Source organism: Streptomyces sp. NPDC107471, from assembly GCF_055582845.1.
Window position 1 is genome coordinate 311,269 of sequence record NZ_JBVJPC010000002.1, and the last position, 26,430, is coordinate 337,698.

Consider the following 26,430-nt stretch of genomic DNA (forward strand, 5'->3'; position numbering starts at 1 on the left):
TCAGCCGCTCCTCGCGACGCAGGTCTCCAGGTGGTCGTCGACCAGTCCGCAGGCCTGCATCAGCGCGTACGCCGTCGTGGGGCCCACGAAGCGCAGGCCGCGCTTCTTCAGCGCCTTGGACAGGGCCGTCGACTCCGGGGTGACCGCGGGCACGTCCGCGAGGGTCCGGGGGACCGCGTGCGTGTCCGGGGCGTGGGACCAGATCAGCTCGTCCAGCTCGCCCGGGGCCCAGTCGGCCAGCACGCGCGCGTTGGCCAGTGTCGCGTCGATCTTGGCGCGGTTGCGGATGATCCCCGGGTCGAGGAGCAGGCGGTCGCGGTCGGCCTCGCCGAACGCGGCCACCTTGGCGATCTCGAAGCCCGCGAAGGCGGCACGGAAACCCTCCCGGCGCCGCAGGATGGTGATCCAGGACAGACCGGACTGGAAGGCCTCCAGGCTGAGGCGTTCGTAGAGGGCGTCGTCGCCGTGGACCGGGCGGCCCCACTCCTCGTCGTGGTACGTCACGTAGTCCGGCGTGGACAGGGCCCAGGGGCAGCGGGGTGCGCCGTCCGGGCCGACCAGGGCGCCGCCCTCGCTCACTGCTGCTCCCCGGGGCTGTGCTCCGGCTTGTGCAGGGCACCGTGGGCCGCGGCCCGGGCGCCGGCCAGCGCGGACTCCAGGTCGGCGATCCGGGCGTCCCGCTCGGCGAGCTCGGCACCGAGCCGGCCGAGCGCGTCGTCGACGTCCGCCATGCGGTAGCCGCGGGCGGTCAGCGGGAAGCGCAGGTTGTCGATGTCCGTACGGTTCACCGGCCGGTCGGGCGGCAGCGGGTCCTGGAGCCGCTCGGGGGTCACGTCGGGCAGCGGGCCGTCGCTGTCGCCGCCGCCCACCACGGCGAGCGTCACCGCGGCGACCACGACCGCGAGCGCGATGACCAGGAACAAGAACATAACCATCGCTGAGGTCCCCAGGGTCCCTGCCGGTGTCCGGCCACCGGCGTCGAATGTGTCAGGCTCCGATCGTGCCATGCGAGTCTGACAGTTAGGGTCGCAGGCGGCCGCAGAGGCCGAACACACAGACGTACGAAGTGAGGTCACAGGGGATGCTCAGGCTGGGCAGGCGTGAATTCCACGCGCACGAGCCGGTGATCATGGCGATCGTGAACCGGACCCCCGACTCCTTCTACGACCAGGGCGCCACGTTCCTCGACGAGCCCGCCCTCGCGCGCGTGGAGCAGGCGGTGGCCGAGGGGGCCGCCATCATCGACATCGGCGGGGTCAAGGCCGGCCCGGGCGAAGAGGTGTCCGCGGCGGAGGAGGCCCGGCGGACCGTCGGGTTCGTGGCCGAGGTGCGGCGGCGGTTCCCCGACGTGGTGATCAGCGTCGACACCTGGCGGGCGTCCGTCGGCGAGGCGGTGTGCGAGGCCGGGGCCGATCTGCTGAACGACGCGTGGGGCGGGGTCGACCCGGGACTCGCCGAGGTCGCCGCGCGGTACGAGGTGGGCCTCGTGTGCACGCACGCCGGGGGCGCCGAGCCGCGGACCCGGCCGCATCGGGTGACGTACGACGACGTCATGGCCGACATCCTGCGGGTGACCGTGGGTCTGGCCGAGCGGGCGGTCGCGCTCGGGGTGCCCCGGGAGTCGGTGCTGATCGATCCCGGGCACGACTTCGGGAAGAACACACGGCACAGCCTGGAGGCGACCCGGCGGCTCGGCGAGATGGTCGGGACGGGGTGGCCGGTGCTGGTGTCGTTGTCCAACAAGGACTTCGTGGGCGAGACCCTGGACAAGCCGGTGAAGGAGCGGGTGGTCGGCACCTTGGCGACGACGGCCGTGTCCGCGTGGCTGGGGGCGCAGGTGTACCGGGTGCACGAGGTGGCGGAGACGCGGCAGGTGCTGGACATGGTGGCGTCGATCGCGGGGCACCGGCCGCCGGCGGTCGCGCGTCGGGGGCTGGCGTAGGGCCTCTCTCGCCCCCGCCGCCCCTACCCGTCCCGTCCTCCAGGGGGCGCTGCCCCCTTCGACCCCCGACTCGGGGGCCAGCCCCCGGACCCCCGCTCCTCAAACGCCGGAGGGGCTGACGTCCAGCCCCTCCGGCGTTGCGAGGCCCGCAGGGACTACCGCCCCGCCTCCTTGGACACCAGCGCCACCGCCTCGTCCACGTCGTCCGTCACGTGGAACAGCAGCAGGTCCTTCTCCGAGGCCTTGCCCTGGGCGACGAGCGTGTTGGTGAGCCAGTCGACCAGGCCGCCCCAGTACTCGGTGCCAAAAAGGACGATCGGGAAGCGGGTGACCTTCTGGGTCTGGACGAGGGTCAGGGCCTCGAAGAGCTCGTCGAGGGTGCCGAGGCCGCCCGGCAGGACCACGAACCCCTGCGCGTACTTCACGAACATCATCTTGCGGACGAAGAAGTAGCGGAAGTTGAGGCCGATGTCGACGTAGGGGTTGAGCCCCTGCTCGAAGGGGAGCTCGATGCCGAGGCCGACGGAGGTGCCCTTGGCCTCGCAGGCGCCCTTGTTGGCGGCCTCCATCGCGCCGGGCCCGCCGCCGGTGATCACGGCGAAGCCGGCCTCCACCAGACCCCGGCCGAGCCGTACGCCCGCCTCGTACTCGGGGGAGTCCGCCGGTGTCCGGGCCGAGCCGAACACGCTGATCGCGGGCGGGAGTTCGGCGAGGGTGCCGAAGCCCTCGATGAACTCCGACTGGATGCGCAGTACGCGCCAGGGGTCGGTGTGGACCCAGTCCGAGGGGCCGCCCGCGTCCAGCAGGCGCTGGTCGGTGGTGCTCGCCGTGACCTGTCCCCGCCTGCGGAGGACGGGTCCCAGGCGCTGCTCCTCCGGCGGCTGCTTCTTGCCCTCGGGGTTCCCGGTAGCCATGTGCGCTCCCTCCGCTTGCCTGGTGTTCCGTCTCAGCGTAGATCTATGCGGGTTACGGAGGGGGGACGTACGCGTGTCCGCCATGAAGCGCCACCGGCGCACCGCCTCGTCACGACGTCAGCCAGGCCCGCAGCTTCTCCTCCGCCTGCGGGATCAGCGACGCCTTCACCCGCTCGTCCACCTTGTGCGCGAGCAGCGGCTGACCTGGACTGTAGTTCACCGCGGGCACGCCGAGCGCGCTGAAGCGGGACACGTCCGTCCAGCCGAACTTGGGGCGGGCCACGCCCCCGACCGCGGCCATGAAGGCCTGGGCGACGGGGTGGGTCAGGCCGGGGCGGGCGCCGCCGGTGTGGTCGTCGACGGTGAACTCGTCGACCCCGCAGTCCGCGAAGAAATCCCTCACGAAGGCCTCCGCCTCGGCCTCGCTGCGGTCCGGGGCGTAACGGAAGTTGACCGTCAGCGTGCAGGAGTCGGGGATGACGTTGGTCGCCACGCCGCCCTCCACCCGCACGGCGTTGAGCCCCTCGTGGAACTCCAGTCCGTCCACCACCGGCTTGCGCGGCTCGTAGGCCGCCAGCCTGGCGAGGGCGGGGGCGGCCTTGTGGATCGCGTTGGACCCCATCCACGCGCGCGCGGAGTGCGCCCGCTCGCCCTTGAACGTCAGCAGGACGCGCAGGGTTCCCTGGCAGCCGCCCTCGACCTGGTTGTCCGTCGGCTCCAGGAGGACCGCGAAGTCTCCCTCCAGCCACTCGGGATGGGCCTCGGCCACATGTCCCAGGCCGTTGAGGTGGGCCGCGACCTCTTCGTTGTCGTAGAAGATGAAGGTGAGGTCGCGGTTGGGCTCGGGGAGCGTCGCGGCGATGCGCAACTGGACCGCGACCCCGGACTTCATGTCGCAGGTGCCGCAGCCCCACAGGTAGCCCTCGTCGTCGAGGCGGGAGGGGACGTTGCCCGCGATGGGGACGGTGTCGATGTGGCCGGCGAGGATGACGCGTTCCGGACGGCCGAGGTTCGTGCGGGCGACGACGTTGTTGCCGTGGCGGTCGACCGTCAGGTGCGGCAGGGCGCGCAGGGCGCTCTCGATCGCGTCCGCGAGGGGCTTCTCGGTGCCGCTCTCGGAGGGGAAGTCGACGAGCTGCGCGGTGAGCCGGGCGGCGTCCAGCGATAGGTCAAGCGGGGTGTCGGCCATGCTCCCGACCCTAACTCCCCCGCTGCGCGCACTGACTCTCCCGTCCGGCACAGGTGTCTCAGTACTCTCCAGTATCTTGTCCGGATGCCAGAGCCGTTGCCCCCTACTCGCAAGCGCCGTGGCCGTCTCCTCCGCTTCGGGGCGGCCCTCGTGGTCCTGTGCGCGGTCGCCGGTTATCTCGTGGTGCAGTACGTCACCGGCGGCACCGACGGGCCGACCTGCCGGGTCGTCTCCGGCAAGGCGGGCGGGCCGTCGTACGAGTTCACGCCCGAGCAGGCGGTGAACGCGGCGACGATCACCGCCGTCGGCACCGGGCGCGGGCTGCCGGAGCGGGCCGTGACCGTCGCGCTCGCCACCGCGCTCCAGGAGTCGGGGCTGCGCAACATCTCGCACGGCGACCGCGACTCCCTCGGCCTGTTCCAGCAGCGTCCCTCGCAGGGCTGGGGCACCCCGGAGGAGATCCTGGACCCGACGTACGCGGCGGGCGAGTTCTACAAGCACCTGGTCAAGGTGCGCGGCTACCAGGACCTCCCGCTGACCGTCGCCGCCCAGCGCGTGCAGCGCAGCGGCTATCCGGAGGCGTACGCCAAGCACGAGCCGGACGCCCGGCTGCTGGCCGCCGCCCTCACCGGCACCTCGGCGGCCACCCTCACCTGTGACGGCCGCCAGGAGAGCGGTGGGGCCGCGCAGGCCGCCGCCACCGGCCCGGACGCGGTGCGCTCGGCCCTCGTGCGGGACTTCGGGCGCGACGCGCTGGAGACGGCCGCCGCCGAGGTGGGCGACAGGGCCGAGCCGAGCCCGGCGCCCACCGCGGACGCGCGCACCGTGACCCTCCCGGTGCGCGCGGAGACCGGCGCGGGCGACCACCGCAGCGTCACCGAGCGCGGCTGGCAGCTCGCCCACTGGGCGGTCGCCAACGCCTCGGCGCTGCGCATCGAGCGGGTCACGTACGCCGGTCGGCAGTGGACGGCCGGGAACACCGCGAGCGAGTGGCGGGCGGCAGGCGGCGAGGACGGCACCGGCTCGGTGCGGATACTGACGGCACGGTAGTTCGGAAGATCACCTGGAAGGGTCGCGTCCGGCCGTCGCCGCGGCGGGGGTGCGCAGGTTTTCGTGACCTCACCCCCGCATCCGCGAAATCCCTTGAGAACAAAGGGCTGCGGGGATTCGAAGGACTTTCGGACCGGAAGGTTTTTGCCCGTTTTTATCCGCAGGTGATAATGCGACGCATTGCCAACTCTTTACGTTGCGCGTCCGCAACCTTCGTCGGCCTCGAGCGGTAGTCACGGCGTCCTAGCAACGTTTCCTCCGTCGAAGGAGCAACATGTCCCTCCCCCTGACCCGCAGGATCGCCCGTGCCGCGCTGCTCGTCGCTGCCGGAGCGGCCGCCGGGGTCGGTGCGGCCGGCTCCGCCAGTGCGGCCCCCGCCGCGCTGCCCGCCACTCCGAACCTCGGCGGGCTGACCGCTCTGGACGGGGCGCACGTCGGCAACACGGTGGACGGCGCGACGCAGAACCTGACCGGGACCGCGGGCAAGACCGGCGGCAAGGCCGTCGAGAAGGCGGTGCCGTCCGCGGGCAAGGCCGGCGGCAAGGCCGTGAAGAAGGCGGCGCCGGTGGCGCAGAAGACGGCGGGCGACGCCGCGGGCTCCGCCGGGGGCGTCCTCGGCGACACGACGTCGACGGCGACGAAGGGCGGTCTGCCGACCGACTCCCTCGCCAAGGGCGGCGGCCTGCCGTCGGCGGACACCCTCCCGGTGAAGAGCCTCCCGCTCGGCTAGTACCCCGCGGCTACGGCGAAGGGGCCCGGGGAACTCCCTGGGCCCCTTCGGCGCGTTCGGGGGGCGTCACGCCAGTCGCTCGACCGCCGCACGCACCCGCTCGTCCGTCGCCGTCAGCGCGACCCGTACGAACTTCTCGCCCGCCGTGCCGTAGAAGTCGCCGGGGGCCGCCAGGATGCCGAGGTCGGCCAGATGCCCGACGGTCGTCCAGCAGGACTCGTCCCTGGTCGCCCACAGGTAGAGGCTGGCCTCGCTGTGCTCGATCCGGAAGCCGTGGCCGAGGAGGGCCTCGCGCAGCAGCGTCCTGCGGGCCGCGTAGCGCTCGCGCTGCTCCCGCACGTGGGTGTCGTCGCCCAGGGCCGCCACCACGGCGGCCTGGGTGGGCGCCGAGGTCATCATGCCGCCGTGCTTGCGGATCTCCAGCAGGGGCGCCAGGACGGCCGGGTCGCCCGCGAGGAAGGCCGCCCGGTAGCCGGCGAGGTTCGACCGCTTCGACAGCGAGTGGACGGCCACGATGCCGTCGTAGGAGCCGCCGTTGACGTCCGGGTGCAGGACCGAGACCGGGTCGGCCTCCCAGCCCAGCTCCAGGTAGCACTCGTCGGAGAAGACCAGGATGCCGTGGGACCTGGCCCAGGCGACGATCCTCGTCAGCTCGTCCTTGGCGAGCACCTTGCCGGTCGGGTTCGACGGGGAGTTGAGCCACAGGAGCTTCAGGCCCGCCGGGTCCAGCTCGGTCGGGTCGTCGTAGACCTCGTACTCGGCGCGGGCCAGGCGGGCGCCGACCTCGTACGTCGGATAGGCGAGCCGCGGGTACGCGACCCGGTCGCCCGGGCCCAGGCCGAGCTGGGTCGGGAGCCAGGCGACGAGTTCCTTGGAGCCGACGATCGGCAGGACGTGGCGGTGGGTGACCTCACGGGCGCCCAGGCGCCGCTCGACCCAGCCGGTGATCGCGTCGCGCAGGGCCGGGGTGCCCCACACCGTCGGGTAGCCCGGGGAGTCCGCCGCGTCGATCAGGGCCTTCTGGACGAGATCGGGGACCGGGTCGACCGGGGTGCCGACGGACAGGTCGACGATGCCGCCCGGATGCTCTTGAGCCGTCTTCTTGTACGGCTCCAGTCGGTCCCAGGGGAAGGCGGGAAGGCGGTCGGAGACTGCGGACACGGCTGTGGCGCTCACTTTCGGGTCGTACGGCAAACGCCTCGGTCCCGCACGGCCGCGCTCGGAGGCGATCAGGCCGTACGGGACCGAGGCGGCACGAGGTGCGGGCCGCTGATGCGGATGACTATGCCTGCGGCGGCAGCGCGGCGATGAACGGGTGGTCCCGCTCGATCAGACCGAGCTTGCTGGCGCCGCCGGGCGAGCCGAGATCGTCGAAGAACTCGACGTTCGCCTTGTAGTAGTCCTTCCACTCGTCCGGGGTGTCGTCCTCGTAGAAGATCGCCTCGACCGGGCAGACCGGCTCACAGGCACCACAGTCGACGCATTCGTCCGGGTGGATGTACAAGGACCGGGAGCCCTCGTAGATGCAGTCGACCGGGCACTCCTCGATGCAGGCCTTGTCCTTCACGTCGACACAAGGCTGCGCGATGACGTAGGTCACGCTGTCGTTCCTCCTCGATAGGGCGCTGGCGGGCCTCCTCAGGCTCCGCCGCCTGGCGCGCGGGAGCGCGGCGTCGTCGATGCCCGCCCCTAGTATCTCCGTTCTTGGGCATGATCCGAACAGGAGGGGTGAACTGACCTGTGGAAATCTCCGCCGCGGGACGCCTCGTCGTCCGTATCTCCGCAGTTGACGTGGGCAAACGGGTCTCCGTGCGGTGCCTGGACGACGCCGGTGGCGCCGGGCAGAAGTTCACCGACACGGTGGGTGTTCTCACATCATGGGACGACGGTGTGCTGATGATCACGCGCCGGGATGGCGAAAGCGTCCGCATCGCGGAATCCACGCTGGTCGCGGGCAAGGTCGTGCCCGCCGAGCCGGCCCGCCGCAGGGGTCCCGCCGCCTCCTACGAGGAGCTGGCCCGGATCACCGCGCGCGGCTGGCGGCCCGTCGAGAGCGAGTGGCTCGGCGAGTGGGAGCTGCGCGCCGCCTCCGGGTTCACCCGCCGCGCCAACTCGGTGCTGCCGCTCGGCGACCCGGGCCTGCCGCTCGACGAGGCCCTGGCCGCCGTACGACGCTGGTACGGCGACCGCGGCCTGCCCGCGTACGTCCAGACGGCGACCGGCGCCGCAGGCACCCAGGAGGTGCTGTGCGCGGAGCTGGAGGCGCGCGGGTGGACGCGGGAGGTGACGGCGGAGTTGTGGACCGGGGCACTGGCACCGGTCGCGGACCGGCCGTCCGGCGAGGACGTGGTCCTGTCCCGGGAGGCCGGCGCGGACTGGCTGGCCCGCTACCAGCGCAAGGGGGTGGACGAGGTGGCGCTGCGGGTGCTCGGCAGCGGCCCGTCGGTGTGGTTCGCCACCGTCCCCGGCGCGGGGGCACCGGCCGCGATCGGGCGGTGTGTCGTGGACGGCCGGTGGGCCGGGTTCGCCGCGGTCGAGGTGGATCCCGCGCTGCGGCGGCGTGGCCTGGCCTCGGCCGTGATGGCGGCCCTGGCGCGGCGGGCCCTGGACGAGGGGGCGTCGGCCGCGTGGCTCCAGGTCGAGTCGGACAACGCCGGTGCGCGGGCCCTGTACGAGCGGATGGGCTTCACCGCGCACCACGCCTACCACCACTACCGCGAGCCGGACGTCTCCGGCGGGGCGCGGTAGTAGCGATCGCCGCGAAAGGGCACGAGCCAGCTATGCGTCCCCCGTTTCCGCCCCCGCCCGAACGTTCCGCCGAGCTCCGGAGGCGGTTCGCCGAAGAGGCGCGGTCCGAGCGGCCCGATCTGTCCGCGCTGTGCCTGCTCGTGGGCGCGCAGGCGGACGGGGCGCTCGACGAGGCCGGCATCGACGCGGCCCAGATCGAACTCGACGCGCTGGCCGGGCGGTTGCCGTTCCGGCCGGGCGGACCGCGCTCGTGGGCGGTGGCGTTGCGGGAGCTGCTGGGCGACCGGTGCGGGTTCCGCGGTTCCGCCGGGGACTACCAGCGACTGGAGTCGTCGTTGCTGCACGAGGTGCTGGTGCGGCGGCGCGGGCTGCCGATCCTGCTGTCGGTGGTGTGGATGGAGGTGGCCCGGCGGGCGGGGGCTCCCGTGCACGGGGTCGCTCTGCCGGGGCACTTCGTCGTGGGGTTCGGGGCGCCGGAGGAGCAGGTGCTGGCCGATCCCTTCGACGGGGGGCGGGTGTTGAGCGGGGGCGACGCGGAGGTGCTGGTCGCCGGGGCGACCGGGGGCTCGCTGGATCCGTCGATGCTGGGACCGGCGAATCCGCTGGAGGTGGTGCAGCGGATCCTGAACAACGTGCGGGCGTGGGCCGCGGCCCGTCCCGAGCGGTCAGACGTGGGGCTGTGGGCCGTGGAGCTGGCCCTGCTGCTGCCCTCGCACCCGGCGCGACTGCGGTACGAGCGGGCGCAGTTGCTCGTGCAGCGGGGTGACTTCGTCGAGGGGGCCGGGGAGTTGGAGGCGTACGCGGGGGTGGTGGCGGCGGTGGACGAGGCGGCGGCGGCTCGGATTCGGCAGCAGGCCCATTCCGCTCGAGCGATGTTGAACTGACGGTTGTGTGGCGTCTGCGGCCCGGTGGGGGCTTGTCGCGCAGTTCCCCGCGCCCCTAAAAGCAAAAGGCCCTCACAGCCAGCCCTTCTCCCTTGCGATCCGGACTGCCTCCGCCCGATTCCGGACCGCCAGTTTCTGGATCGCCGTCGAGAGGTAGTTGCGGACCGTGCCCTGGGAGAGGTGGAGTTCCTTGGCCAGTTCGGCATTGGTGGAACCGTCCGCCGCCGCTCGCAGGACCTCTCGCTCCCTGTCCGTCAGGGGGTTCGCGCCCTCCGCCAGGGCCGCCGCCGCGAGGGTGGGGTCGATGACCCGCTCCCCCGCCAGCACCTTGCGTACCGCTTCGGCCAGTTGGGCCGCGGGCGCGTCCTTGACCAGGAAGGCGTCGGCGCCCGACTCCATCGCGCTGCGCAGGTAGCCGGGGCGGCCGAAGGTCGTGAGGATGACGAGCTTGACCGCCGGGAGTTCCTTGTGGAGCCGGGCCGCCGCCTCTATGCCCGTGGCGCCGGGCATCTCGATGTCCATGAGGGCCACGTCGATGTCGTGGGCGCGGGCCGCCGCCAGGACCTCGTCGCCGCGGGCCACTTGGGCAACGACCTCGATGTCGTCCTCCAGGCCGAGCAGGGCGGCCAGGGCCTCGCGGACCATCGACTGGTCCTCGGCGAGCAGGACCTTGATCGTGCGGCTCGTCATATAGCGGATCCTATGTCGGCCGCGGACCCCGCGGGCACGCGGGCGACCAGCCGGAAGCCGCGCCGGGTGCCGCCGGCCTCCAGGGTGCCGCCGGCCTTCTCCAGGCGCTCGGTCAGCCCGGCGAGGCCGTTGCCGGGGCCGTCGCCCGAGCCGCCCGAACCGTCGTCCTCGACGGTGAGTTCGAGCCGCGGCCCGTTTAGGGTCTGGCGGTGCAGCAGCTCCACCGTGCAGCCGCGGGCACCGCTGTGCCGTACGACGTTGGTGACCGCCTCGCGCAGCGCCCAGGCCAGGGCGGACTCGCTCTCCTCGGGGACGCCCGTGAGGTCGGGCTCGGCGGGCAGGGTGGCGCTCACTCCGGCAGCCGCCAACGCGACCTGGGCGCCCGCCAGTTCCGCGGCGAGGCGGGCGCGCCGGTAGCCGGAGACGGCCTCGCGGACGTCCACCAGGGCCTGCCGGCTGACCTGTTCGATGTCGGCGACCTGCTGGGCCGCCTTGTCGGGGTGGGCGGGGAGCATCCGGCCCGCCAGTTCGCTCTTCAGGGTGATCAGGGACAGGGAGTGGCCGAGGAGGTCGTGCAGGTCCCTGGCCAGGCGCAGCCGCTCCTCGTTGGCGGCGAGCTGGGCGACCCGGGCCCGCGCCTCCCGCAACTCGATGGTCGTCCGCACGAGTTCGCGGACGCCGGTCATCGCGAAGCCGCCGAGCAGGGCCGGGATGAGCAGCGCGCCGATGTACTCCGTGCCATCGGTGACGACCAGGGCGAGGGCCGCCATCAGCGCGGACGCGGCGGGGACGGTCCAGCGGGCGAGCCGCAGCGGCAGGGCCGCGCCGGACGCGATCGACACGTACACGAACAGGACCAGCCACTCGCGGCCCAGGGTGAGGACGAGCAGGGCCGACTCGGCCGAGAGGACCGCGAGGGAGGCGAACACGAACTCCAGGGCGTTGCGGCGGCCCGTCCTGAACAGCAGGGCCAGGTACCAGGCGACGAAGCCCGCGAGGCCGAGCCAGCCGAGCACGGTGGCCAGGGCGCTGTGGCCGCCGTGCAGGAGGTCCGAGACGGGTGCGCTCAGATAGACCAGCCAGATGCCCGTCCACAGCATCTTGACCATCATCTGCTTGCGGGTCTCCGGGCGCTGCCCGATCCCGACGCCGGTGCCGCTCACGCCTTCAACGTGTCCTTCCGGTACAGCCAGGCCGCGCCGCCCGCGAACAGGGCGAAGGAGACGGCCAGGATGGCGATGTCCTGTGCGTGCGGGGCACGGCTCTGCTCGATGGCCTGCCCGAGGGCAGCGTACGCGTGCGTGGGCAGCCACTCGGCGATGTCCTGGAGCCACTGCGGGAAGGTCGTCGTGGGCATCCACAGGCCGCCCAGCAGCGACAGTCCGAAGTAGGTGATCATGGTGATCGGGCGGACCGCGTCGCCGGTGGCGAGGTAGCCGATGGCGACGCCGAGCGCGGCGAAGACGAGGCTCCCGGCCCAGATCGCGCCGGTGAGGGCGAGCCACTGCCAGGCGTCCAGGCGTACGTCCTTGACGATCGCGGCGACGGCGAAGACGACCACGATCGAGGGCAGGCTCACCACGGCCGCGCTGGCCGTCTTGGCGAGGACGTAGCCGTGCCCCGGCAGGGTCGTCAGCCTCAACTGCCGTACCCAGCCGCCCTCCCGCTCCTTCGCGATGCGCTCGCTGTTGCCCATCAGGACGGCGGTCAGGGCGCCGAAGGAGGCCATCGAGACCATCATGTAGGTCGCGACCGTCAGGCCGGTGCCGTCGACCTTGTCGGTGGTCCCGGAGCCGCCCGCGATGATCAGGAACAGCAGCGACGGGTACAGCACCGAGAAGAACAGGAACTTGCGGTTGCGCAGGGCGCGGACGAGCTCCAGTCTGATCAGACCCCGCGAAGCGAACGTGTTCATGACTGCTTGGCCTCCTCGGCGGTGGTGATGGCGACGAAGGCCTGCTCCAGACCGAGCCCGGCGACTTCGAGGTTGCGGGGGTAGACGCCGAGGCCGTAGAGGGCGTGGACGGTCGCGTCGGCGTCGGTGGACTGGATGCGGACGGTGTGGCCGGACACGTCGATGGCGCTCAGGAACGGCAGCGCGCGCAGGGGGGCCTCGTCGATCGTGCCCTCCAGGTCGAAGGCGATCCTGCGGGCGCCCGCCTTGGCCTTGATCTCGGCGGCGGTGCCGTCGGCGAGGAGACGGCCGCGGTGCAGGACCAGCACCCGGTCGGCGATGGCGTCGGCCTCTTCGAGGTAGTGGGTGGCGAAGAGGACCGTACGGCCCTGGTCGGCCTGCTCGCGCATGGTGGCCCAGAAGGCCTGGCGGGTGGTGACGTCCATGCCGGTCGTCGGTTCGTCCAGGACGATCAGGTCGCTGTCGCCGGCGGTCGCGAGGGCGAAGCGGACCCGCTGGGCCTGGCCGCCGGAGAGCTTGTTGACCTTGCGGTCGGCGATCTGTGCGATGCCCGCGCGGGACAGCACCTCGGAGGGCCGGTACGGCCTCGGGTGCAGGTCACAGGCGAGCCGGACCAGTTCGGCGACCGTGACCTCGTCCATCAGGCCGCCGCTCTGCAGCATGGCGCCCACGCGTCCGGCGACGATCGCCTCGCGCGGGGTGCTGCCGAGGAGCCGGACGCTGCCGCTGTCGGGCTGCTTGAGGCCGAGCAGGAGATCGAGGGTGGTCGACTTGCCGGCGCCGTTGGGGCCGAGCAGCGCGACGGTCTCCCCCGGCCGCAGGGTCAGGGTCAGTCCGTCCACGGCGCGTACCTCGCCGTAGGCCTTGCTCACCTGGTCGAAGGCGACCACCGGGGCTGTCGTTGTCATACGGCCATGCTGGCCCCGCGGGTGCGGTGGCGGGCAGTGTCGGCCGTCCGGAGTGCCGCATGACATCTGTCATGCGGCACTCCGGCGCGCAGTGCGCGCGCGGTCAGCTCGGGTCGGTGTCGATGACCCCGACGCGCTCCGCCGCCGTCTTGCCGCGCAGCGCCTTGCGGAGGGCGGAGGCCACGTCCTCGGGCAGCACGTCGCGCTTGCCGCTCGCGCCGTTGATCTGCACCCCGACGAAGGTGGTGCCGTACGCCTCCTTGAGCGCTTCGAGGTCGTACGTCTCCACGAGCTTGCCGTTGACCGCCTTGAACCCGAGGATCTTCGGCAGGGACAGCGAGCCGAACTGGATGCTGTGCGCCGCGTCGGTCTGGATGGTGACGCGGTCGGACATCGCGGGCTCCGCGAACTCCTTCATCACCCGGTCGACCTCGGCGTTCGAGATCGTCGGCTGCTTGGTGGTCGTCGGCAGCGTCACCTTGCCCGCGGTGCCGGTCTCCACCTGGGTGCGGTACGCGTCCTCCACCGCGGCGGTCGAGGACCCGACGTCGATGCCCTTGCCCGCCTTGCCGTACACGGCGACGGCCTTGCCGTTCTGGAACTTGATCGTGCCGTCGGTCGCCGAGCCGGCGCCGCCCGAGGCGTCCTCCAGGGCCGCCTGGAGCTTCTCCTCGTCGACCGGCATGACCGGGTCGACGACCCGGTGGTTGCCGAAGAGGGAGCCGATGACGGAGACCGGGTTGTAGTCGCTCTTGGCGGCCGCGGCGACCGTGGCCTGCTCGTCGAGCTGGAGCCCGGCCTGGTCCGGCTTGAGGGAGACGATGTCGCCGCCGACCGACAGCTTCAGCGGCGCGTTGACCCGGCTGCCGAGGGAGTCGTCGAGCTTCTTGACGGCGTCGTCGCGGGTGCCGCCGCCGATGTCCACGCCGAGCACGGTGGTGCCCTTGGGGACGTCGGAGCGGTTCATCAGGAGACCCGCGCCGTAGGCACAGACGCCCAGGAGGACCACGGTGCCGCCGACCATCGCCAGCTTGCTGCGGCCCTTCTTCTTTTTCTTCTTCGACGAGGCTGCCGGGGCCGCCTGCGCCGCGGTGTCGGGCAGCTTCGGGGGCGTACGGCCGTCGGTGGCCTGGCCGAAGGGGGCGTTCTGGGCGCCCGACGGCACGACCGGCATGCCGCTGGTGACGGTGTGTCCGGAGACGTTGTCCGGGGCGCCGTAGCCGGGAGCGCCCGGTTCGGGGGCCGGCTTCTGCGGGGTGAGGATCGCGGTGTCGTCGCTCAGCCCGCCGCCGGGGCCGGCCGGGGCGCCGGGGCCCGCGAGACCGCCGGAGATGCCGGGCGCGCCCGGGTTGCCGGGACCGCGCGAGCCGTTGCCCGGGCCGCCCGGGCCCCCGGGGCCGCCCTGGCCGCCGAAGGTGTCGGGGCCGGTGAAGGACTCGCCGCCGAAGGACTCGTGCCGGGCGAAGGGGTCCGGTCCGGCGGGCGGCACGACCGGGCCGTCGCCGGTGACCGGGCCGCCCGTCGGGCCCGCGGGCCCCTGGGAGCCGCCCTGGCCGCCGGGACCCTGCGGGCCGCCGAAGCCGCCGCCGTAGTCGATCTGGCCGCCCTGGCCGCCGTAGTCGATCTGGCCGTTCTGTCCGCCGGGACCGGCGGGGCCGCCCGGGCCGCCGCCCTGCGCGCCGAAGCCGCCCTGGCCGTTCGGGCCGCCCTGCGCGTGCTCCGCGGCCGGGGAGCCGGTGCCGTTGCCGTTCTCCGCGAAGTACGGCAGCTCGTCGCGGCGGGGTTCGGGGCCGCGCTGGCCGCCGTTGAGCGCCTCGGTGACGTCGAAGGAGCCGGTGCCGCCGCCGTGGCCCGGCGCGACCGGGCCGCCCGTGGCACCCGGGAGTCCGGCACCGTTGGTGGCGCCGGGACGGGAACCGCCCGGCACGCTCATGGAACCGACCACACCGCCGGGGCGCCCGGCCCCGGGACGTGCGCCGCCGGACGCACCCGCACCACCGGGCCGGGGACCGGCCGCAGCCGGTGCGCCCCCGCCCGAACCGCTCGGCAGAGCGGGTCCATTGCCCGCGCCGCCGCCCTGAGGGGGCTTGGCGGGGCCGGACTTGCGGGGCGCGAACCAGTCGCTCGCCTTCTCCTCGGCGGGCGGAGCCGGTTCGGCGGGCAGTTCGACCGTGCCGGTGGTCGACGAGGAGCTCGGCGTCGGCGCCTCGGTCTCGGGACCGCTGTCGCCGGAACTCTCCGTCTCCGCGACGGGCTGACGCACCACGACCGGCGGAATGGGCCGCGAACCGGGGATGTTGATCCGGATCCGGGTCGTCAGCGTGGTCTCGGTCTTGCGTTCCTCCGGCTGCGTGGCCGAACGGCCCGCGTCCGGACCGCCGTCGGAAGCCATGGGCGTCCCGTACGGCGGCGTGCCCGAGGGGTAGGCGGCTCCGCCGCGCCCGTTGGGCCCGGAGGACGGACTGTCAGTTTCACGACTCAAGGCAGGTTCTCCCGGTTGGCTCCGCCGCCCGTTTCGACCTCACTGCTTCGGGCGTCGGCGGCGCGCACCACCATACTGGCCACTTCTGGCCGGTATCCCACGACCGCTGGGGAAACCCACACCGGACTCGCACGCGCGCGATGCGGAGAAGTGGTACGTCACTTGCCAAGTCGGACGGCGTCGCCGTCCGGTTGCCGCCCCTGTCCAAGGGTGGCGCAGATCACAGCCACAGCCATACCACCGAGCAGGAAGAGGTAGGAGCCGCTTCCCGCGGCGAAGACGAAGTCGCCTTCCGGACGGCTGGTGGTGAGGAAGATGACGGCGAGCATCCAGCCGCCGGCGGGCGCGACGGCTCCGGCGCGACTGCCGGTGGCCCTGGCCCCGCCGAGCAGCAGTCCGGCCTCGCCGAGCAGCGCGAGCAGCAGTCCGCCCGGGAACCAGCCGCCCTGCACCAGCGCTCCGGCGATCCCCACCACCGCTCCGAGCACGAGAAGGCCCATGTACGCGGCGGCCCGTCCGGCGGAGGGACGCTGCAGGGGCTGGGCAAGCATCGACGTACGGTCGCTCATGACGCGCCCTCGATCCCGGAGAACAGGTCGGTCTCCCTGTTCTTTCCGTATGCCCCGCCGACCAGTTCGTAGTACTCGGTGGTGAAGAGAGGTTGCGCGAGTTCGTTCGAGAGTGCGAAGTACGCCCCGGACACGTCGATCTGGGTCGCGTGGGAGGTCATCGCGGCGCTCTTTGCGGCCGCGTACGCCGTGCCGTCGATCTCGGTGGTGATCCGCTCGTCCTCCACCACACCCGGTACGTCGTCGAGGACGGCGGTCGCGGTGAAGGGGAGGCCGGGCAGGTCGGCGTGGAGCCGGGCGAAGGCCTGCTCGCCGACCGCGCGCGGTACGCGGTTCCAGTACACCTTCGGGATCCGCCAGCCGGCGTCGGCGGCGAGCTCGGCCGCGCGCATGGCGACGCGGTGGGCCTGGATGTGGTCGGGGTGGCCGTACCCGCCGTGGTCGTCGTAGGTGACGAGGACCTGGGGGCGGGTCTCCAGGATCACCTGGACGAGATGCCCGGCCGCCTCGTCGACGTCGGCGCGCCAGAAGCAGCGCGGGTCGTCGTTGTCGGCGGTGCCCATCATCCCGGAGTCCTGGTACCGGCCGCGGCCGCCGAGGAAACGGAAGTCCTCGACGCCCAGCCGCTCCATGGCCGCCGCCAGCTCGCGCTCGCGTTCCTCCGCGAGGGCGGCGCCGGTCAGGTGCCGGAGCTGCGGCGGGATGACCTCGCCACGCTCGCCGAGGGTGCAGGTGACCAGGGTCACCCGGGTCCCCTCGGCCGCGTACCTGGCCATGGTCGCGCCGTTGTTGATCGACTCGTCGTCCGGGTGCGCGTGCACCAGGAGAAGACGCCGAGCGGGCTGTTCCGTCATGGCCCCCACCCTACGAGGAGCCACGGACAGTCCCGCTCAGCCGGTCTCAGAACTTGATACTGCCGATCATGCCCGCGATGTTCGTCGTCAGCTCACTGATCGTCGGGGCGATCGAGGAAGCGGCGAGATAGAAGCCGAGCAGGATGCACACGACCGCATGACCGCCCTTCAAGCCCGACTTCTTGATCAACAAGAAGACGATGATCGCCAGCAGCACCACCGCCGAAATCGAGAGTGCCACGGCGGCTCACCTCCAAAGAACCCAGGGACGTGGGGGGTCGGACGGGAACGGAACTATGGGGGCAGATAAATCCATACAGCAGCCAGCGGATTCATACCCACTATGCGGTAGTGATCATAACTATCCGTGCCTGCGCATCCGTCGGCGCACGGCCGCACAAGGGGGCGCATGGCCAATATGGTCGGGGCATGACGACCGAGCCTGACTCCTTTCCCCGCCGGCACGCCCGTACCCAGCGCTTCACCCTCGGCGCGCCGCGCGCGTTCACGGTGGCGCCCGACGGATCGCGTGTCGTGTTCCTGCGCTCGAACTCCGGCACGGACCGGGCCAATTCGCTGTGGGTGCTCGACCTGGCGGACGGCGGGGAGCGCGTGGCGGCCGACCCGCGCGCCCTCCTCGGCGGCACCGAGGAGCGCCTGTCGCCCGAGGAGCGGGCGCGCCGCGAACGCAGCCGCGAGGGCGGTGCCGGCATCGTCGGCTACGCCACCGACACCGCCGTCGAGTTGGCGTCTTTCGCCTTGTCAGGGCGGCTTTTCACGGCGGAGCTGCGGGCCGGCACGGCACGTGAACTGCCCGTCCCCGGACCGGTGATCGACCCCCGCCCGGCCCCCGACGGACGGCACGTCGCGTACGTCGCCCAGGGCTCCCTGCGGGTGGTGGGTGCCGAGGGCGGGGACGACCGGGTGCTCGCCGCCCCGGAGTCGGACCACGTCACCTACGGTCTCGCGGAGTTCGTCGCGGCCGAGGAGATGGGCCGGTCACGGGGCTTCTGGTGGTCGCCGCAGTCGGACCGGCTGCTGGTCGCGCGAGTGGACGACACGCCGGTACGGCGCTGGTGGATCTCCGACCCGGCCCACCCGGACCGTGATCCACAACACGTCCCGTACCCGGCCGCGGGCACCGCCAACGCGGACGTACGGCTGTTCGTGGTCGCCCTGGACGGAGCGCGCACGGAGGTCTCCTGGGACCGGCGGCGCTATCCGTATCTGGCCCATGTGCACTGGTCAGCCGCGGGTGCTCCGCTGCTGCTCGTACAGGCGCGCGACCAGCGCAGTCAGCTCTATCTGGCGGTGGACCCGGAGTCCGGCGCGACCCGGATGGTGCACGCGGACGAAGATCCAACTTGGCTGGATCTTTTCCCCGGGGTGCCCTGCTGGAGTCCTTCGGGACAGCTCGTGCGGATCGCCGACGAGGGGGGCGCGCGGGTGCTCGCGGTCGGTGAACGGCCGCTGACCGGACCGCAGTTGCACGTCCGCGCGGTGCTGGACGTGGCCGGGGACGACGTGCTGGTCTCGGCGTCGGCCGGCACGGAGGCGGAGTCCCCGGAGACCGGCGAGGTGCACGTCTACCGGGTGAACGAGCTCGGCGTGGAGCGCTTGTCGCAGGAGCCCGGCGTGCACTCGGCGGTACGCGCCGGGGGCGTGACCGTGCTGGTGTCGGCGACCCTGGACCGGCCGGGTGCCCGTGCCCGGGTACTGCGCGACGGCAAGGAGACGGCGACTGTCCTGTCGTACGCGGAAGATCCCGGTTTGACCCCGCGCGTGACGCTCACCGAGGGGGGCGCACGGAAGATCCCGTGCGCCGTGCTTATGCCGCAGGACTACGCCGGTGACAGCCCCCTTCCGGTTTTGCTGGACCCGTACGGGGGTCCGCACGGCCAGCGGGTGGTCGCCGCGCACCATCCGCACCTGACCTCGCAGTGGTTCGCCGACCAGGGCTTCGCGGTGGTCGTGGCCGACGGCCGGGGCACCCCGGGACGCTCCCCCGCCTGGGAGAAGGCGGTCCGGGACGACCTCGCGGCGGTCGTCCTGCAGGACCAGGTCGACGCGCTCCAGGCGCTCGCCGAGGACTTCCCGCTGGACCTGTCCCGGGTCGCGATCCGCGGCTGGTCCTTCGGCGGCTACCTGGCGGCCCTCGGGGCGCTGCGCCGCCCGGACGTCTTCCACGCGGCGGTGGTGGGCGCCCCGGTCACCGATCTGCGCCTGTACGACACCCACTACCAGGAGCGCTACCTCGGCCACCCGGACGAGCAGCCGGAGGTCTACCGGCGCAACTCGCTGGTGGACGACGAGGGTCTGGTCGACGCGGCCGAGCCGCACCGCCCGATGATGATCATCCACGGACTCGCGGACGACAACGTGGTGGTCGCCCACTCGCTGCGCCTGTCCTCGGCCCTGCTGGCCGCGGGCCGCCCGCACGAGGTGCTGCCGCTGTCCGGCGTGACCCACATGACCCCGCAGGAGACGGTCGCGGAGAACCTGCTGCGGCTTCAGCTCGCCTTCCTGAAGCGGTCGTTGGGGATGGCGTAGGCACGGCAACGGGCCGGGACGACATGGCGCGTCCCGGCCCGCTCACGGCACCCGCACGGCCGTACGTCACAGAGACTGCCGCGTCCGTATATCGGAACAGGGTCGGCCGGGTTGCCTCCGTGTTACTCCGTCCCCTCCGGCGGCACCACCTGCTTCTCCTCCGCGAAGTGGCACGCCGACTCGTGCGCGGCCGGGCCGCCCAGGAGCCGGAACTCCGCCGGCACCGCGAGCGCCGGCACCTCCAGCGCGCAGCGCTCCCGGGCCTTCCAGCAACGGGTGCGGAAGCGGCACCCGGACGGGACGTTCGTCGGGGACGGGACGTCACCGGCCAGGATGATCCGCTCGCGGTGCTCCCGGGCCTCCGGGTCGGGCACCGGCACGGCGGACAGCAGCGCCTGGGTGTAGGGGTGGGTCGGATGCTCGTAGATCTCGGTGTCCGTGCCGATCTCCACGATCCGCCCGAGGTACATCACCCCGACCCGGTCCGAGATGTGCCGGACGATCGACAGGTCGTGCGCGATGAAGAGGTACGACAGCTCGAACTCGCTCTGGAGCCGGTCGAGGAGGTTGATCACCTGGGCCTGGACGGAGACGTCGAGGGCGGAGACCGGCTCGTCGGCGACGATCACCTCGGGGCGCAGGGCGAGCCCGCGCGCGATGCCGATGCGCTGGCGCTGGCCGCCCGAGAACTGGTGCGGATAGCGGTTGATGTACTCGGGGTTGAGGCCGACGACGTCCAGCAGGTCCTGGACCTTTCTGCGCCGGTCGCCCTTGGGGGCCACCTCGGGGTGGATGTCGTACGGCTCCCCGATGATGTCGCCGACCGTCATCCGGGGGTTGAGCGAGGTGTACGGGTCCTGGAAGACCATCTGGATGTTGCGGCGGACCGACTTGAGCGCCTTGCCGGAGAGCTTGGTGATGTCCTCGCCCTTGTACTTGATCAACCCTTCGGTGGGCCGCTCCAGATGGACGAGCATCTTGGCGACGGTCGACTTGCCGCAGCCGGACTCCCCCACGATGCCGAGGGTCTCCCCCTTGTGGAGCGCGAAGTCCACGCCGTCCACGGCCTTGACGGCACCGACGTGCTTCTTGAACACGACGCCCTGGGTCAACGGGTAGTGCTTGACCAGTCCACCCACTTCCAGGATCGGCTCAACCATTGAGGCACTCCGTCCAGAAGTGGCAGGCACTCGTCCGTCTGTCGTCGACGTCGTACAGAGGGGGTACGTCGGTGCGGCACACGTCCCGGGCCATCGGGCAGCGGGGGTTGAACGCGCAACCCGGCGGGATGTTCATCAGGTTGGGCGGCAGCCCCTTGATCGCGTACAGCTCCTGGCCCTTCTGGTCGAGACGGGGGATGGAGTCGAGGAGTCCGCGCGTGTAGGGGTGGGCCGGCGCCTTGTAGATGTCGTGCACGGGCGCCTGCTCGACGATCCGGCCCGCGTACATCACGGCGATCCGGTCGGCGACGTCCGCGACGACCCCGAGGTCGTGGGTGATGAGGATGAGCCCCATGTTGTACTCGCGCTGGAGCTCGGCGAGCAGGTCCATGACCTGGGCCTGGACGGTGACGTCGAGGGCGGTGGTCGGCTCGTCGGCGATGATCAGGGCGGGTTCGAGGGCGAGCGCCATCGCGATCATGATGCGTTGGCGCATACCGCCGGAGAACTGGTGCGGGTAGTCCTTCACCCGGTCCTTGGCGGCCGGGATGCGCACCCGGTCCATCAGCTCGACGGCCCTGGCCCGCGCGTCCTTCTTCGACATGCCCCGGTGCACGACGAACATCTCGCCGAGCTGGTCGCCGACGGAGAGCACGGGGTTGAGGGAGGACAGCGCGTCCTGGAAGATCATCGCCATCTCGGCGCCGCGGACCTTGCGCCGGTCGTCCTCCTTCAGCTTCAGCAGGTCCTGCCCCTGGAAGACGATCTCGCCCCCGGTGATCCTGCCCGGCGGCATGTCGAGGATCCCCATGATCGCCTGCGCGGTCACCGACTTCCCCGACCCGGACTCCCCGAGCACCGCGAGGGTCTCCCCCGCGTCCACCCCGTAGTCGACCCCGTTGACCGCCTTGGCCACGCCGTCCCGGGTCCTGAACTCCACGTGCAGGTCACGCACTTCGAGCAGCACGACGACTCACCTCAGCTTCGGGTCGAGGGCGTCGCGGACCGCGTCGCCGAGCATGATGAAGGCGAGGACCGTGATCGCGAGGGCTCCGGCCGGCCAGAGGAGCATGTGGGGGGCGTTGCGGATGTAGGCCGAGGCCGCCGAGATGTCGATGCCCCAGCTCACCGTGGGGGGCTTGAGGCCCACGCCGAGGTACGACAGGGTCGCCTCCAGCGAGATGTACGTGCCGAGGGCGATGGTCGCCACCACGATCACCGGGGCGACCGCGTTCGGGGTGATGTGCCGCAGCAGCAGACGGGAGTTGGAGGCGCCCAGCGCCCTGGCCGCCTGCACGTAGTCGTGCTGCTTGGCGGTGATCACCGAGCCGCGCGCGATCCGGGAGATCTGCGGCCAGCCCAGCAGCACCATGAAGCCGATGACCGGCCACACCGTGCTGCTGGTGACGACCGACAGGAGCACCAGGCCGCCGAGGACCACGGGGATCGCGAAGAAGATGTCGGTGATCCTCGACAGGATCGAGTCCCACACCCCGCCGAAGAAGCCGGCCAGGCCGCCGAGGATCGACCCGAGGATCGCGACGCCCAGGGTGGCGCAGACGCCGACCGTCACGGACGTACGGGCGCCGTAGACCGTGCGCGTGTAGACGTCGCAGCCCTGGCCGTCGTAGCCGAAGGGATGGCCCGGCTGGGAGCCCTCCTGGGCCTTGGCGAGGTCGCACTTGAGGGGGTTGCCCGAGGCGATCAGCGACGGCCACAGGGAGATGACGACGAGGAAGAGGATCACCAGGGCGGAGATGATGAAGACGGGGTTGCGGCGCAGGTCGCGCCAGGCGTCGGACCACAGGGAGCGGGCCCGGTCCTGGGGGCCCGCGCCGTCGGGGCCCTTCTCCAGGGTGTTCGCCTCGCTGACGGCGAGATCCATCGCGCCGCCCATTCCGGTCGCGGCGATCGCGCCCTCTGGTTCCTGGGGCTCAGGCATAGCGGATCCTGGGGTCGAGAACGGCGTACAGGAGGTCGACGAGCAGGTTGGCGACCAGGAAGACCAGGACCAGGACGGTGACGAAGCCGACCACGGTCTGGGTGTTCTGGCGCAGGATGCCCTGGTAGAGCTGGTAGCCGACGCCGTGGATGTTGAAGATGCGCTCGGTGACGATCGCACCGCCCATCAGGGCCCCGATGTCGGTGCCGATGAAGGTGACGACGGGGATCAGCGAGTTGCGCAGCAGGTGCCGCACGATGACCCGCTGCCGGGGCAGGCCCTTCGCGACCGCGGTGCGGACGTAGTCGGAGCGCCGGTTCTCCGCGATGGACGTGCGGGTCAGGCGGGTGACGTACGCCAGTGACACGGACGCGAGGACCAGGCCCGGCACGATCAGCTCGCTGAAGGTGGCATCGGTGGAGACCGACGGTTTGATCCAGCCCCACTCGACGCCGAGGAGCAGTTGGAGCAGCAGGCCGGTGACGAAGGTGGGGATCGAGATCACGACGAGGGTGAGCAGCAGGACCGAGGTGTCGACGGGCCGCCCGCGCTTGAGGCCGGTGACGACACCGAGGGTGATGCCGATGACGATCTCGATGAGGATTGCGACGATGGTCAGCCGGATCGTCACGGGGAACGCCGTCGCCATCAGCTCGGTGACCTTCTGGCCGTTGAACGCGGTGCCGAAGTCGCCGGTGAAGACGTTCCCCATGTAGGTCAGGTACTGCTGCCAGACGGGCTTGTCGAGGCCGAACTCCCGCTTGAGCTGGGCGGCCGTCGCCGCGTCGCACTGCTTGTCGCCGCACAGGCCCGCGATGGGGTCGCCCATCACGTTCACCATGAGGAAGATCAGCAGGGTGGACCCGACGAACACCGGGATCATCTGGAGCAGGCGCCGGACGACGTACCGTCCCATGGCGGGGTCAGCCGACCTTGATCTCGTTGTAGACGGGGACGCTGAACGGGTTGAGCTTCACGTTCGAGAGCCGCTCGGAGTAGCCCGCGCTGCCGTTCTGGTACCAGAGCGGGATGGCGGCCATGTTGTCCCGTACGACCTCCTCGGCCTGCTGGAACTTCTCGACGGCCTTGGTGGTGTCGGTCTCGGCGTTGGCCTCGTTGACGAGCTTGTCGAAGTCCTTGTTGGACCACTTGCCGTCGTTGGAGGAGGCGTTGGTGTAGTAGAGCGGCTGGAGGAAGTTCTGGATGAGCGGGTAGTCCATCTGCCAGCCCGCCCGGAAGGGGCCGCTCATCTTCTTCGCGGTGATCTGGCTGCGGAAGTCGGCGAAGGTGCCGACCGGGTTGCCGACGCAGGCCTTGTCGTTGTCGAGCGCGTTGTTGATGGAGTTGCAGACGGCGTCGACCCACTGCTTGTGGGAACCGGTGTCCGCGTTGTACGTGATCTTGATGCGGCCGCCGGGGAGGCCGCCGCCCTCCTGGATGAGTTTCTTGGCCGCGGCGGGGTCGTAGTCGCAGGCGTCCCCGCACAGGCCGTCCTGGAAGCCGCCCTCCTTGCCGAGGACCGGGGAGGTCCAGTCGGTGGCGGGGGTGCGGGTCTTCTGGAAGATGGTCTCGGTGATCTGGTCCCGGTTGATCGCGCGGGACAGACCGGTGCGGACCTTCTCCATGCCGGCCTTGTTCCAGTTCTTGTCGTAGAACGGGAAGGCGAGGGTCTGGATGATGCCGGCGGGGGTGTTGATGTAGCGGTCGCCCAGGTCGTTCTTGACGTTCTTGAGCTGGGCTGCGGGGATGTCGTCGACCAGGTCGAGGTTCCCGGCCATCAGGTCGGTGTAGGCGGTGTTGTTGTCGGTGTAGACCTTGAGGGTCACCCCGCCGTTCTGGGCCTTGTCCGTGCCCTTGTAGCCGTCCCACTTCTTCAGGGCCATCTGCGAGCCCTTGGTGTACGACTCGATGGTGTACGGCCCGTTCCCGACCGGCTTCTTCAGCCAGGCCGCGTGGTCGGTGAAGAAGGCCTGCGGGAGCGGGGCGTAGGCGGGGTAGCCGAGGGTGTCCGGGAAGGTCGAGAACTTCTGGTTGAGCCTGACGGTGAAGGTGTTGGTGCCGGTGACCTTCAGTCCGGAGAGGGTGTCGGCGGTCTGCTTGCTGCCGTCCTCGGGGTGCGTCTTGTCGTAGCCGTCGATGTAACCGAAGAAGTAGGCGTTCTTCTGGTTGTTCTTGAGGCTGGCCCCGTAGTTCCACGCGTCCACGAAGGACTTGGCGGTGACCTTCTCGCCGTTGCTGAAGGTCCAGCCGTCCTTGACGGTGATGGTGAAGTTCTGCGAGTCGCTCGTGTCGATCTTCTCGGCGAGCATGTCCTCGGCCTTGCCCGTCTCCGGGTTGTACTTCTTCAGGCTGCGGAAGATCATGTCGAGGACCTTGCCGCCCTGCACCTCGTTGGTGTTGGCCGGTTCCAGCGGGTTCTGCGGGTCACCCCAGGACGAGCTCAGCACGGCACTGCCGTCACTGCTGCCGCCGCTGTCGCTGCCGCTGTCCCCACCGCCGCAGGCCGTCGCCGCGAGGGCTACCGCCGCCGCGCATGCGGCCCATTTGGCGTGCGTGGCTCCGCGCATGGAGTGCCTCCTCAAGACTGATCCGTTACCGGCCAATATCGTTTCAAGGGAGACATTCCGCACGCCTGGGCAGGCCTTCGGGTGAGGGGGCGGGCCGAACGGCCCAGCCCCGAGGCGCCGGCCGGAAGGACCCGCCGCACACGACGACCGGGGGCGGAGGCGAAGAGCCTCCGCCCCCGGTCGGGGGTGGTACGACGATCGTCAGAGCTTGTCGGGCGTCGCTTCCGCCGCGTCCTCCAGGGCCTTCAGGGCGGGATCCATGATCACGTCCTCGTCGCGGGCCTCCGTGGTCGGGTCCTCCGGGAAGTGGCAGGCCGTCAGGTGGCCCACCTTGTTGCCGGAGATCTGGACCAGCGGCGGCTCGTCCGTGGCGCACTTGTCCTGCGCCTTCCAGCAGCGGGTGCGGAAGCGGCAGCCGGACGGCGGGTGGATCGGCGAGGGGACGTCACCGGAGAGCCGGATCCGCTCCCGGCCCTCGCCCTCCTCGTCCAGCTCGACCTCGGGGACCGCGGAGAGCAGGGCGTGGGTGTACGGGTGCCGCGGCCGGTTGTAGATCGAGTCCCGGTCGCCGACCTCGACCACCTTGCCGAGGTACATCACCGCGACACGCTGCGAGAAGTGCCGCACGACGGCGAGGTCGTGGGCGATGAACAGGAACGCGATGCCGAGCTCGTCCTGGACCTTCTTGAGCAGGTTGACGACCTGCGCCTGGATGGACACGTCGAGCGCGGAGACCGGCTCGTCGGCCACGATCAGCTTCGGGTTCAGGGCGAGCGCGCGGGCCACGCCGATGCGCTGGCGCTGACCGCCGGAGAACTCGTGCGGGAAGCGGTTGTAGTGCTCCGGGTTGAGGCCGACGAGCTCCAGCAGCTCCCGGACCTTCTTCTCCCGGCCGCCCTGCGGCTCGATCCCGTTGACCTCCATCGGCGACTTGATGATCGCGCCGACGGTCTGCCGCGGGTTGAGCGAGGAGTACGGGTCCTGGAAGATCATCTGGATCTCGGACCGCACCGGCGCCAACTGCCGGCGCGAGGCGTGCGTGATGTCCTGGCCGGAGTACGTGATCCTGCCGGCCGTGGGCTCCAGGAGCCGCGTGATCAGCCGGCCGGTCGTCGACTTGCCGCAGCCGGACTCGCCGACCAGGCCGACGCTCTCGGCGACGCCGACCGACAGGTCCACACCGTCGACCGCCTGCACGGCGCCGACCTTGCGTTTGATCGGGAAGCCGCCGTAGATCGGGAAGTGCTTGGCCAGGCCCTCGACCTTGAGGAGCTCCTCGGTGGAGGTCCCGGTGGAACCCTGCTGGGTGGGGAGGGTGAGGTTGTCGCTCATGTCT

The 26,430-nt window shown here is 71.4% G+C and carries 26 protein-coding genes; 6 read left to right on the forward strand and 20 right to left on the reverse strand.

Features of this window, described 5'->3' with window-relative positions:
• Together ACZ66S_RS06305 and ACZ66S_RS06310 are read right to left on the reverse strand one after the other, a co-directional pair.
• On the reverse strand, positions 1-579 hold the full coding sequence (locus ACZ66S_RS06305; protein ID WP_469900045.1) for a DNA-3-methyladenine glycosylase I: 579 nt from the start codon (positions 577-579) through the stop codon (positions 1-3).
• Positions 576-929 (reverse strand): DivIVA domain-containing protein, encoded by a 354-nt coding sequence (locus tag ACZ66S_RS06310; RefSeq protein WP_469900866.1) that lies wholly within the window; start codon positions 927-929, stop codon positions 576-578. The genes ACZ66S_RS06305 and ACZ66S_RS06310 overlap by 4 nt, the downstream gene beginning before the upstream one ends.
• A gap of 152 nt (positions 930-1,081) precedes the next feature.
• Here ACZ66S_RS06310 and folP point away from each other — a divergent pair, with 152 nt between their 5' ends.
• A complete protein-coding gene (folP, locus tag ACZ66S_RS06315; RefSeq protein WP_469900047.1) occupies positions 1,082-1,942 on the forward strand; it encodes a dihydropteroate synthase in 861 nt (286 codons plus the stop codon).
• 155 nt (positions 1,943-2,097) lie between these two features.
• On the opposite strand, the gene ACZ66S_RS06320 is transcribed toward folP, so the two are convergent.
• Both ACZ66S_RS06320 and dapE read right to left on the reverse strand, forming a co-directional pair.
• On the reverse strand, positions 2,098-2,856 hold the full coding sequence (locus ACZ66S_RS06320) for an LOG family protein (protein ID WP_053850239.1): 759 nt from the start codon (positions 2,854-2,856) through the stop codon (positions 2,098-2,100).
• A 109-nt stretch (positions 2,857-2,965) separates the two neighbouring features.
• The gene (dapE, locus tag ACZ66S_RS06325) at positions 2,966-4,045 is read right to left on the reverse strand and encodes a succinyl-diaminopimelate desuccinylase (RefSeq protein WP_469900048.1); all 1,080 of its coding nucleotides are present in this window, start codon (positions 4,043-4,045) and stop codon (positions 2,966-2,968) included.
• Between the two features lie 84 nt (positions 4,046-4,129).
• Between dapE and ACZ66S_RS06330 the strand changes: the two genes are divergently transcribed.
• Both ACZ66S_RS06330 and ACZ66S_RS06335 read left to right on the forward strand, forming a co-directional pair.
• Complete coding sequence (locus ACZ66S_RS06330) at positions 4,130-5,095, forward strand: VldE C-terminal domain-containing protein (protein WP_469900049.1); 966 nt, start codon at positions 4,130-4,132, stop codon at positions 5,093-5,095.
• A gap of 274 nt (positions 5,096-5,369) precedes the next feature.
• Positions 5,370-5,825: an ATP-binding protein gene (locus tag ACZ66S_RS06335; RefSeq protein ID WP_280849497.1), complete on the forward strand. Its 456-nt coding sequence runs from the start codon at positions 5,370-5,372 to the stop codon at positions 5,823-5,825.
• A 66-nt stretch (positions 5,826-5,891) separates the two neighbouring features.
• Here ACZ66S_RS06335 and ACZ66S_RS06340 read toward each other — a convergent pair whose 3' ends face one another.
• Both ACZ66S_RS06340 and fdxA read right to left on the reverse strand, forming a co-directional pair.
• Positions 5,892-6,986 carry a bifunctional succinyldiaminopimelate transaminase/glutamate-prephenate aminotransferase gene (locus tag ACZ66S_RS06340; protein ID WP_469900050.1) on the reverse strand — a complete coding sequence of 365 codons (1,095 nt, stop codon included), beginning with the start codon at positions 6,984-6,986 and terminating at the stop codon, positions 5,892-5,894.
• A 121-nt stretch (positions 6,987-7,107) separates the two neighbouring features.
• On the reverse strand, positions 7,108-7,425 hold the full coding sequence (gene fdxA, locus ACZ66S_RS06345) for a ferredoxin (protein WP_020136779.1): 318 nt from the start codon (positions 7,423-7,425) through the stop codon (positions 7,108-7,110).
• A gap of 140 nt (positions 7,426-7,565) precedes the next feature.
• Here fdxA and ACZ66S_RS06350 point away from each other — a divergent pair, with 140 nt between their 5' ends.
• Positions 7,566-8,573: a GNAT family N-acetyltransferase gene (locus ACZ66S_RS06350; RefSeq protein WP_469900052.1), complete on the forward strand. Its 1,008-nt coding sequence runs from the start codon at positions 7,566-7,568 to the stop codon at positions 8,571-8,573.
• 32 nt (positions 8,574-8,605) lie between these two features.
• Positions 8,606-9,457: a transglutaminase-like and tetratricopeptide repeat-containing protein gene (locus ACZ66S_RS06355; protein WP_469900054.1), complete on the forward strand. Its 852-nt coding sequence runs from the start codon at positions 8,606-8,608 to the stop codon at positions 9,455-9,457.
• 72 nt (positions 9,458-9,529) lie between these two features.
• Here the strand turns inward: ACZ66S_RS06355 and ACZ66S_RS06360 are convergent, their stop codons facing one another.
• From ACZ66S_RS06360 to ACZ66S_RS06395, 8 genes are all read right to left on the reverse strand, one after another.
• Entirely contained in the window at positions 9,530-10,147 is a 618-nt protein-coding gene (locus tag ACZ66S_RS06360) for a response regulator (protein WP_469900055.1), read from the reverse strand.
• Positions 10,144-11,310, reverse strand: a complete 1,167-nt coding sequence (locus ACZ66S_RS06365; RefSeq protein ID WP_469900057.1) for a sensor histidine kinase — start codon at positions 11,308-11,310, stop codon at positions 10,144-10,146. Before ACZ66S_RS06365 ends, ACZ66S_RS06360 begins: the two co-directional genes overlap by 4 nt.
• Positions 11,307-12,062 carry an ABC transporter permease gene (locus tag ACZ66S_RS06370; RefSeq protein ID WP_469900058.1) on the reverse strand — a complete coding sequence of 252 codons (756 nt, stop codon included), beginning with the start codon at positions 12,060-12,062 and terminating at the stop codon, positions 11,307-11,309. The genes ACZ66S_RS06365 and ACZ66S_RS06370 overlap by 4 nt, the downstream gene beginning before the upstream one ends.
• Complete coding sequence (locus ACZ66S_RS06375; RefSeq protein WP_469900059.1) at positions 12,059-12,970, reverse strand: ABC transporter ATP-binding protein; 912 nt, start codon at positions 12,968-12,970, stop codon at positions 12,059-12,061. Before ACZ66S_RS06375 ends, ACZ66S_RS06370 begins: the two co-directional genes overlap by 4 nt.
• Positions 12,971-13,073: 103 nt before the next feature.
• Complete coding sequence (locus ACZ66S_RS06380; protein WP_469900061.1) at positions 13,074-15,452, reverse strand: hypothetical protein; 2,379 nt, start codon at positions 15,450-15,452, stop codon at positions 13,074-13,076.
• A gap of 158 nt (positions 15,453-15,610) precedes the next feature.
• On the reverse strand, positions 15,611-16,021 hold the full coding sequence (locus tag ACZ66S_RS06385) for a DUF6113 family protein (protein WP_469900062.1): 411 nt from the start codon (positions 16,019-16,021) through the stop codon (positions 15,611-15,613).
• A complete protein-coding gene (gene mshB, locus ACZ66S_RS06390) occupies positions 16,018-16,875 on the reverse strand; it encodes an N-acetyl-1-D-myo-inositol-2-amino-2-deoxy-alpha-D-glucopyranoside deacetylase (RefSeq protein WP_469900063.1) in 858 nt (285 codons plus the stop codon). Before mshB ends, ACZ66S_RS06385 begins: the two co-directional genes overlap by 4 nt.
• A gap of 46 nt (positions 16,876-16,921) precedes the next feature.
• On the reverse strand, positions 16,922-17,116 hold the full coding sequence (locus tag ACZ66S_RS06395) for a hypothetical protein (protein WP_031041890.1): 195 nt from the start codon (positions 17,114-17,116) through the stop codon (positions 16,922-16,924).
• A 188-nt stretch (positions 17,117-17,304) separates the two neighbouring features.
• Between ACZ66S_RS06395 and ACZ66S_RS06400 the strand changes: the two genes are divergently transcribed.
• Positions 17,305-19,425: a S9 family peptidase gene (locus tag ACZ66S_RS06400; protein ID WP_469900065.1), complete on the forward strand. Its 2,121-nt coding sequence runs from the start codon at positions 17,305-17,307 to the stop codon at positions 19,423-19,425.
• Between the two features lie 122 nt (positions 19,426-19,547).
• Here the strand turns inward: ACZ66S_RS06400 and ACZ66S_RS06405 are convergent, their stop codons facing one another.
• The 6 genes from ACZ66S_RS06405 to ACZ66S_RS06430 all read right to left on the reverse strand — a co-directional run bounded on the left by ACZ66S_RS06405 (position 19,548) and on the right by ACZ66S_RS06430 (position 26,426).
• The gene (locus ACZ66S_RS06405; protein ID WP_469900066.1) at positions 19,548-20,585 is read right to left on the reverse strand and encodes an ABC transporter ATP-binding protein; all 1,038 of its coding nucleotides are present in this window, start codon (positions 20,583-20,585) and stop codon (positions 19,548-19,550) included.
• Positions 20,578-21,552, reverse strand: coding sequence for an ABC transporter ATP-binding protein (locus ACZ66S_RS06410; protein WP_469900067.1), 975 nt, complete (start codon positions 21,550-21,552; stop codon positions 20,578-20,580). Before ACZ66S_RS06410 ends, ACZ66S_RS06405 begins: the two co-directional genes overlap by 8 nt.
• A gap of 6 nt (positions 21,553-21,558) precedes the next feature.
• The gene (locus ACZ66S_RS06415; protein WP_469900068.1) at positions 21,559-22,527 is read right to left on the reverse strand and encodes an ABC transporter permease; all 969 of its coding nucleotides are present in this window, start codon (positions 22,525-22,527) and stop codon (positions 21,559-21,561) included.
• Positions 22,520-23,443, reverse strand: a complete 924-nt coding sequence (locus tag ACZ66S_RS06420; protein WP_469900070.1) for an ABC transporter permease — start codon at positions 23,441-23,443, stop codon at positions 22,520-22,522. Before ACZ66S_RS06420 ends, ACZ66S_RS06415 begins: the two co-directional genes overlap by 8 nt.
• Positions 23,444-23,450: 7 nt before the next feature.
• Positions 23,451-25,094, reverse strand: a complete 1,644-nt coding sequence (locus tag ACZ66S_RS06425) for a peptide ABC transporter substrate-binding protein (protein ID WP_469900071.1) — start codon at positions 25,092-25,094, stop codon at positions 23,451-23,453.
• A gap of 201 nt (positions 25,095-25,295) precedes the next feature.
• A complete protein-coding gene (locus ACZ66S_RS06430; RefSeq protein ID WP_469900072.1) occupies positions 25,296-26,426 on the reverse strand; it encodes an ABC transporter ATP-binding protein in 1,131 nt (376 codons plus the stop codon).
• Between the last annotated feature and the right edge of the window lie 4 nt (positions 26,427-26,430).